We start from the raw sequence: 5,058 nt of genomic DNA, 5'->3' as shown, positions 1-5,058 counted from the left end.
GGACTATGCGACGGCGGATTTTCGGCTGCCGATTCCAGATGCTTGGATGAAGCAGGTTCGTCAGCTGCTCGACACATGGCGGCCGCAAAAACCGATCCTCATCTATCGCCCATTGAACGAGCGCACCGAGTGGAGCGGTTGCCAGGCACGCAATCCCGATCACGATGCCTATCGCGACCTGCTCGCAACGATTCGCGACGACTTCTTCGTCGTGTCGGTCGCCGACCTGGTGTCGGGTAAGGAATGGATGGCCGGCCACCCGATCAAGGCCGACGTCGAATTCCACCGTGGTGAGTTGGACTTCGAAACCATCGCCGCCCTGACCTCGGTCGCCGCGCTCGTCGTCACCTCGCCGGGCTTTGCGGCGATCCTCGCGCAGGCGGTCGGAACGCCGGCCACCGTCATCTTCGGCGGCTACGAGAACTCTTCATCCTTTGCCGGCGGGGCCCGATATTCGCCTTACCTCGGCATCGATCCGATCAACCCCTGTCAGTGTTTCAGCCACAGCCATGCTTGCCAGAAAACCATCGACATTCCAGCCGCAACGACCCGTCTACGAGCCTTCGCTGCTCAAGCTGCCGGCCGTTCCGCAGGCTGACCTTGACGTCCATCCGATCGACTGGAGCGGGCTAAACGCCCGTTTCATGAACCCCGGCGAACTAGAGGTGCTCGTAGCGCTCGCGCGATCGGTTGCGCCCAAGGTCGCCATCGAGTTCGGCGTGAATGAAGGGCGCACTGCCAAGGCATTGCTGCGCAACGTTGTGACGATCGAGCGCTATGTCGGCATCGACGTGCCGCAAGGCTACGTCACCGACAAGATTGTGCAGCGGCGTGAGGTTCCACAGCAGCCGGCGCACCTGGCGTTGGACGATTCGCGCTTCCGGCTCCTGATCGCGCGCCATGGTTCGCACGATCTCCTGATCGACGATCTTCCGGAATGCGACTTCGCCTTCATCGACGGCGATCATGGCGCGAGGGGCGTCATGCAGGATCAGTTCCTTGCGCTTAACCGTGTCCGCAAGGGCGGGATGATCGTTTATCACGATTACCATGCTCGCGGGACGGTCGACGTGCAGGCTGTGCTTGAGGAACTCCATAAAAGCGGACGGCGACTAATCCAGCATGTCGAGGGGACGTGGCTGGCTTTCATGAGGGTCTGACCATGTGGGTTCGCTTCACTGGTGACTTCGACTGGAAGCCAACGCCGGCCGTGACAATCGCCTATCGTGATGGGATGTCGGTTTCTGTCACTACACGATGCGGAGCTGCGGCGATCGATGCCGGCAAAGCTGTGCGGCTACGCAAGCGCGGTAAGTTCTCTGATCCAGAGGTGTCAGATGAAAACGACAACCGGCCAGCTTAGGGAAAACATCGCATTCGACAGCCGCGGCCCGTACTCCGGTCCGGATGACGGCAATACCGAAGGACCGTTCGAAGAGCGATTCATCGTGTCTGCCCGGCGTCAATATCTTCGCGGCACTGAGACGGTTATGGCGGCGCGTCTGGAAGGACGCCAGCCTGTCCTGCTCACGGTCAGGGCCAACTCGTTGAGCAAGCAAATCACCACAGACTGGCAAGCCAGGGATGTGCGATCCGGTGCTTGGGTCGGCACTAAGTGGACGGGCATCACCTACGCCATCAAGGCGATCAATCCGACTGAGGATCGCGCATGGATCGACATCTTGGTGGAGAGCGGGGTGGCGTCATGACCTCAATCCTCCGGCTCGCCAAGTTGCAGCGCAAATTGACAGCATTACCTAAAGTCGCCCGCGACATGATCCGTGCGGCGATGGAGAAACAGGCCGACATCATCGTCGCCATGATGAAATCGCTGGTGCCTGTCGACCGCGGCGAACTGCGCGATAGCATCGGCTGGACCTGGGGCAAGGCACCGAAGGGCAGCTACGTCGTCGCGGTGGTCAAAGCATCACTAGGCGGAGATCTGACGCTGACGATCTTCGCCGGCAACGAGGTTGCCTATTACGCCCGGTGGCAGGAGCACGGAACGCAGGAGATGCCGGCGCAGCCGTATTTCTTCGTTTCGTGGCGGGCAAACAAGAAAGGATCGTCTCGGGCGATCCGCGCGGCAGTGAATAAGGCAGCAAAGCAGGTGGCGGCATCATGATTGACGCTTCCTACGAATTGCAGATCGCCATTGTTGCTAGGCTGAAAGGCTTCGCCGACTTGGTCTCGCTGATCGCTGATCGCGTCTATGACGAGGTGCCGCGCGACAAGGCAACAAAACAAGTCACGGCTGATTTCCCATACGTCGCCTTCGATGGCGATCAGGTGCTGCCGAACGATTTCGACTGCATACCGGGATCCGAAATCTACTTCGATATGAGCGCCTGGTCGCGCGCGGTCGGATCGGCCGAGGTCAAGAAAATCGCCAACGCGGTCAGGCTGGCGCTGCACGAGTACGAACTACCGCTGACCGAAAATGCGCTGCTGTCGTTCGAATTGTACAAGCGCGACGTCGTCCGAGATCCGGACGGCAAAACCAGCCGCGCTCGGCTCACGTTCCGGGCCGTTGTCGAGCACGACTAGCCCAGCCTCACCTCACCCCTGAGAAACCCGCTCCGGCGGGCGCTATTGCTGCCATCAAAGGAGACATCAAATGGCTGACGCAACCACCCTCAAAGGCGGCAAGTTCCGAGTTCTTCTCGGTGACGGCGCCTCCCCGATCGTCTACACCGCGCCGTGCGGCTTTCTTTCCAAGTCGATGACGCTGACCAAGGCTCTGGAGGAATTCAGCCTCCCGGATTGTGTCGACCCCGACAAGGTGGCTTGGCTCGGACGCGACGCCACCAGCCTATCGGTGACGATCAGTGGCGAAGGCATTCTCGCCAACGAATCCGTTGAGACGTGGCTCGATGCCTGGGAGAACCCCGACAGCATCCCGGTGAAAGTGGAGATGGAATTCCCTGCGAAAACCATCACGTGGACCGGTTTCATGCATGTCGGAACCGTGACCATGGGTAACCCGTCCAAGAACGGTCGGGTGACCAACAACGTCGAGATGTCGAGCGACGGTGAGCTGGTTCGCGTGGTGACCCCGTAAATGAGCCGCGACGCCAGGGTGACGCTGGACTTCGCGGATGGGACCTATCCCTTCCGCGTCGGCTGGGGCGAATTCGCCGAGCTTCAGGAAAAGACCGATGCCGGTCCGTTCGTGGTGCTCGGTCGTCTCATGGATCGAACCTGCAGAACCACCGACATTTCGAACGTGATACGGCTGGGTCTGATTGGCGGCGGCATGGAGCCAGCGAAGGCTCTGACGCTGGTTCGATCCTATGTCGAGGACCGCCCGCCGGCGGAAAACCTGCCGATCGCGCAGGCCATATTGATGGCGGCGTGCATGGGCGCTCCCGACGAGGCAGGCGAGCCTAAAAAAAAAAGCCAAGAGGATGAGGGCGTCACCCTAGACGATCTGCCAAACGGGAAGGTCCGCTTTGAAGTCCTATACGGCTACGGCCAAGTCATGGGCTATTCACCGCAACAGGTGAACGGCATGAGCATCTGGCAATTCCATGCGGTCGTCGAGGGCTTCCGGAAGTCGCAATCAGGGTCAGACAGGCAGCTTTCCGAGGCCGACAAGGACGCGTTGTGGGACTGGCTGACCGCGGACGCCGCACCTATCATCGGGCTTCAGCCGAAGGTGCCGTTCAACCCAGTGGCGCTGTTGCCGGTCGAGCGGCTATTTTCCGTCGCCTAATGCCTCAAGGTCAGCTTTGTCTTCAAGCAAAAGGTTCTCGCAATCCTTTAGATTGATGGACGCGTCGAGCGTGACCTTTCCGGCCTGGAGGTCGCGATCGAGGTTGGTGACATCGCGAACCGTGAACCGGCCACTTGGTCCATATAGGTCCAGCAGTTGGACTTGGCGGAGGGCCATATTTTTCGCTGTCCTATACGTGCTCCCGTGTCCACGGCAAGCGTAGTGCAGCTTCATCGAGTGAAGGTAAGCGCCCATCCATCGGTCAGCCTGCTGCGGCGTCAGCGTTGATGTCAGACCGGCAATCACGAGCAAGGTAGAAAACATGCGATCCTCCCAAGAAGCTGGCCACTTCTATGCCAGCAACTGACCTCGAAAAGCTGGTTGTCCAGCTTTCGGCCGATTTCAAGGCCTTCGAAAAGGGCCTCGCCCGCGCGAACGGGATCAGCAATTCGCAATTTAATGCTATCGAACGGCGCGCCCGTCAATTTGACAGCCGTCTGAACAGCATCGGGAAGAGCGCTGCCCAAGGTCTTCTGGCGCCGCTGTCCGGCATCGGCACTGCACTTGGCGTTAGGGAGATTGCTCAATATGCGGACGCATGGACGGCGGCAGGGAACAAGATCCGCGCCGCAGCAACATCGGCTGGCGTCTCGGCACGATCGCTCAATGAACTGAAGGCCGGGGCCAACGACGCGCGCACCGATCTCGAGACTTACGTCGACCTTTACGCGAAGCTTATCCGCTCGGCGTCTGGTGTTGCCAAGTCAGAGCAGGAGATCGCCGATGTCACGAACATCGTGTCCAAGGCCTTCAAGGCTGGTGGAGCGTCGGCGAACGAGCAAGCGGCCGGCATTCTACAGCTTGGTCAGGCGCTGGGTTCCGGCGTTCTGCAGGGTGACGAGCTGCGGTCTCTGCGTGAGAACGCACCGATCTTAGCGCAAGCGATTGCCACAGAGTTCAAGACGACAGTCGGCGGGCTGAAGGCTCTTGGCGCGGAAGGTAAGATCACTTCGGACCGGATTTTCCATGCGATCCTAGCTGCACAGAAGCCGATCGAGGCGCAGTTCAAGGTCACGAACGCGACGATCGCCGACGCCATCGGCCAGGTGAACAATGAATTCCTAGCCTATATCGGAAACGCGGATGCTTCCGCCGGCGCCAGCCGAGACCTTGTTGCCGCGCTTCAATATCTCGCCACAAACTTCAAGGGCGTTGCCGACGTCGTTGTCGAGCTCGCGACAATCATTATTGGAGCTTTGACGGGTCGCGCGATCCTCGGGATGGTGGCTGGGCTTGGCAACGCGGTCGTTGCCTTGGGAGCCTTCCTCACCGCCATGCGCGCC

At 60.1% G+C, this 5,058-nt stretch carries 10 protein-coding genes; 9 read left to right on the top strand and 1 reads right to left on the bottom strand.

What is annotated here, in order from left to right:
* The 8 genes from EN964_RS24035 to EN964_RS24000 all read left to right on the top strand — a co-directional run.
* Nucleotides 1-598 (top strand): hypothetical protein (locus EN964_RS24035; protein WP_206528751.1); only part of this gene is annotated, 598 nt, incomplete at its 5' end.
* Nucleotides 510-1,160, top strand: a complete 651-nt coding sequence (locus EN964_RS24030; RefSeq protein ID WP_127266613.1) for a class I SAM-dependent methyltransferase — start codon at nucleotides 510-512, stop codon at nucleotides 1,158-1,160. The genes EN964_RS24035 and EN964_RS24030, both read left to right, overlap by 89 nt.
* A gap of 2 nt (nucleotides 1,161-1,162) precedes the next feature.
* Entirely contained in the window at nucleotides 1,163-1,363 is a 201-nt protein-coding gene (locus EN964_RS24025; RefSeq protein ID WP_127266617.1) for a hypothetical protein, read from the top strand.
* Nucleotides 1,338-1,709 carry a head-tail adaptor protein gene (locus EN964_RS24020; protein WP_164748674.1) on the top strand — a complete coding sequence of 124 codons (372 nt, stop codon included), beginning with the start codon at nucleotides 1,338-1,340 and terminating at the stop codon, nucleotides 1,707-1,709. Before EN964_RS24025 ends, EN964_RS24020 begins: the two co-directional genes overlap by 26 nt.
* A complete protein-coding gene (locus EN964_RS24015; RefSeq protein ID WP_236383318.1) occupies nucleotides 1,670-2,125 on the top strand; it encodes an HK97-gp10 family putative phage morphogenesis protein in 456 nt (151 codons plus the stop codon). The genes EN964_RS24020 and EN964_RS24015 overlap by 40 nt, the downstream gene beginning before the upstream one ends.
* Nucleotides 2,122-2,547 (top strand): DUF3168 domain-containing protein, encoded by a 426-nt coding sequence (locus EN964_RS24010; protein WP_127266611.1) that lies wholly within the window; start codon nucleotides 2,122-2,124, stop codon nucleotides 2,545-2,547. The genes EN964_RS24015 and EN964_RS24010 overlap by 4 nt, the downstream gene beginning before the upstream one ends.
* Before the next feature lie 70 nt (nucleotides 2,548-2,617).
* Nucleotides 2,618-3,061 (top strand): phage tail tube protein, encoded by a 444-nt coding sequence (locus EN964_RS24005; protein ID WP_127266610.1) that lies wholly within the window; start codon nucleotides 2,618-2,620, stop codon nucleotides 3,059-3,061.
* Entirely contained in the window at nucleotides 3,062-3,715 is a 654-nt protein-coding gene (locus tag EN964_RS24000; protein WP_127266609.1) for a gene transfer agent family protein, read from the top strand.
* On the opposite strand, the gene EN964_RS23995 is transcribed toward EN964_RS24000, so the two are convergent.
* The gene (locus tag EN964_RS23995; RefSeq protein WP_127266608.1) at nucleotides 3,698-4,039 is read right to left on the bottom strand and encodes a hypothetical protein; all 342 of its coding nucleotides are present in this window, start codon (nucleotides 4,037-4,039) and stop codon (nucleotides 3,698-3,700) included. The genes EN964_RS24000 and EN964_RS23995 overlap by 18 nt on opposite strands.
* A gap of 29 nt (nucleotides 4,040-4,068) precedes the next feature.
* On the opposite strand from EN964_RS23995, the gene EN964_RS23990 reads away from it, so the two are divergent.
* Nucleotides 4,069-5,058, top strand: a 990-nt coding sequence (locus tag EN964_RS23990; protein ID WP_164775959.1) for a tape measure protein, incomplete at its 3' end; no start/stop codon positions are given.

Origin of the sequence: Mesorhizobium sp. M7A.F.Ca.CA.001.10.2.1 (assembly GCF_003998575.1) — a bacterium.
Taxonomy (GTDB): Bacteria; Pseudomonadota; Alphaproteobacteria; order Rhizobiales; family Rhizobiaceae; genus Mesorhizobium.
This window is presented reverse-complemented; position numbering and strand designations above follow the sequence as displayed.

What these genes read in the sequence shown, in the direction of transcription:
- EN964_RS24030 (WP_127266613.1), top strand. Translation starts at nt 510, where the DNA reads ATGCTTGCCAGAAAACCATCGACATTCCAGCCGCAACGACCCGTCTAC.
- EN964_RS24025 (WP_127266617.1), top strand. Translation starts at nt 1,163, where the DNA reads ATGTGGGTTCGCTTCACTGGTGACTTCGACTGGAAGCCAACGCCGGCC.
- EN964_RS24020 (WP_164748674.1), top strand. Translation starts at nt 1,338, where the DNA reads ATGAAAACGACAACCGGCCAGCTTAGGGAAAACATCGCATTCGACAGC.
- EN964_RS24015 (WP_236383318.1), top strand. Translation starts at nt 1,670, where the DNA reads ATGGATCGACATCTTGGTGGAGAGCGGGGTGGCGTCATGACCTCAATC.
- EN964_RS24010 (WP_127266611.1), top strand. Translation starts at nt 2,122, where the DNA reads ATGATTGACGCTTCCTACGAATTGCAGATCGCCATTGTTGCTAGGCTG.
- EN964_RS24005 (WP_127266610.1), top strand. Translation starts at nt 2,618, where the DNA reads ATGGCTGACGCAACCACCCTCAAAGGCGGCAAGTTCCGAGTTCTTCTC.
- EN964_RS24000 (WP_127266609.1), top strand. Translation starts at nt 3,062, where the DNA reads ATGAGCCGCGACGCCAGGGTGACGCTGGACTTCGCGGATGGGACCTAT.
- EN964_RS23995 (WP_127266608.1), bottom strand. Translation starts at nt 4,039, where the DNA reads ATGTTTTCTACCTTGCTCGTGATTGCCGGTCTGACATCAACGCTGACG.